Genomic DNA, 1,263 nt, shown 5'->3' on the forward strand with positions numbered 1-1,263 from the left:
ATACGATCATCATCGCCTTCGCGGCAGCCGTTCTGGTCATCTATCTGGTGCTGGCGGCGCAGTTCGAAAGCTTCCGCGATCCGTTGATCATCATGATGTCGGTGCCGCTGTCGATCTTCGGCGCGATCGTGCCGCTCAATCTGGGGCTGGGAACGCTCAATATCTACACGCAGGTCGGCCTGATCACGCTGATCGGTCTGATCACCAAGCACGGCATTCTCCTGGTCGAGTTTGCCAACCAGCAGCGCGAGCTCCACGGGATGCGGCGGCGCGATGCGATCGTCGCCTCGGCCAGGGTGCGGCTAAGGCCGATCCTGATGACGACGGCTGCGATGGCGCTCGGCGTGGTGCCGCTGATCATCTCCAGCGGCGCGGGTGCGGCGGCGCGCTATTCGATGGGCTTGGTGATCTTCACCGGCATTCTGGTGGGGACCATGTTCACCCTGTTCGTGGTGCCGATGTTCTACACCTTCATTGCCAGCAAGGACCTGCCGCATCACGCCGAGAAGCCGGACCCGAAGCTGATGCCGGTCCCGGTTGATTGATTGACACAAAGGCCGGGGATTTCCGGCCTTTTTCTTGGGCAGTGATGTCCGACCGCAACGTATTTAACAAGCGGATCGTCTTTGCTTACCTATTTGACGATGACGATCCTGGTGTTGGCCGGACCGAAAATCTCGACAAGCTGGTAGAAATCGGCGGCGTTGACCGGATGCAGCCGCACGCAGCCATGCGAGGCCGGCTGGCCGAGGCGCTTGACGAAATTGGTCGCATGCACAGCGTAGCCACCCTTGAAGAAGACCGAATGCGGCATCGGCGCGTTGTCATATTTCCTCGAATACCACATTTGGTGCATGCGGGTCGGCTTGAACGAGCCGGTCGGGGTGACATGCCCCTTGGCGCCGGTCGAGACTTTCCACGCGAAGGTCGGCCGCCCGTCGACCAGGACTTGCATCGTCTGCTGCGAAAGCGAAATCCGCGCCACTATCTGATTGGCGGCCTGATTGGCAGCATGGGCAATGCCGTTACCGGCGCCGAACAGAAGAACCGCACCCGTGAGGGCGGCGGCAGCGATGTTGATGAGCTTGGCAGAACTGGCAGTGTACATGATGTCCCCCGTCTGCCGGATATGGCCGGCTCCAATTCGATGACCGGCTTATCGTTGGGTCACGTTTCGGATCGATTTCGCACGGCAGACGTTTCTGTTTCGAATTTGTTTCCTATGGTTAACAGCCCAAAGCCTATCCGAGGGATTTGTAGGGG

Annotated in this window: 2 protein-coding genes; one reads left to right on the top strand and one right to left on the bottom strand. The window is 59.6% G+C overall.

What is annotated here, in order from left to right:
- On the top strand, positions 1-545 hold a 545-nt coding region (locus tag EOA85_RS35510; protein WP_206523475.1), incomplete at its 5' end, for an efflux RND transporter permease subunit.
- Positions 546-634: 89 nt separating this feature from the next.
- On the opposite strand, the gene EOA85_RS35515 is transcribed toward EOA85_RS35510, so the two are convergent.
- Positions 635-1,108 carry a L,D-transpeptidase gene (locus EOA85_RS35515; RefSeq protein ID WP_127212749.1) on the bottom strand — a complete coding sequence of 158 codons (474 nt, stop codon included), beginning with the start codon at positions 1,106-1,108 and terminating at the stop codon, positions 635-637.
- Positions 1,109-1,263: the final 155 nt, after the last annotated feature.

Origin of the sequence: Mesorhizobium sp. M5C.F.Ca.IN.020.29.1.1 (genome assembly GCF_003997375.1) — a bacterium.
Classification (GTDB): Bacteria; Pseudomonadota; Alphaproteobacteria; order Rhizobiales; family Rhizobiaceae; genus Mesorhizobium; species Mesorhizobium wenxiniae.

What these genes read in the sequence shown, in the direction of transcription:
- EOA85_RS35515 (WP_127212749.1), bottom strand. Translation starts at nt 1,108, where the DNA reads ATGTACACTGCCAGTTCTGCCAAGCTCATCAACATCGCTGCCGCCGCC.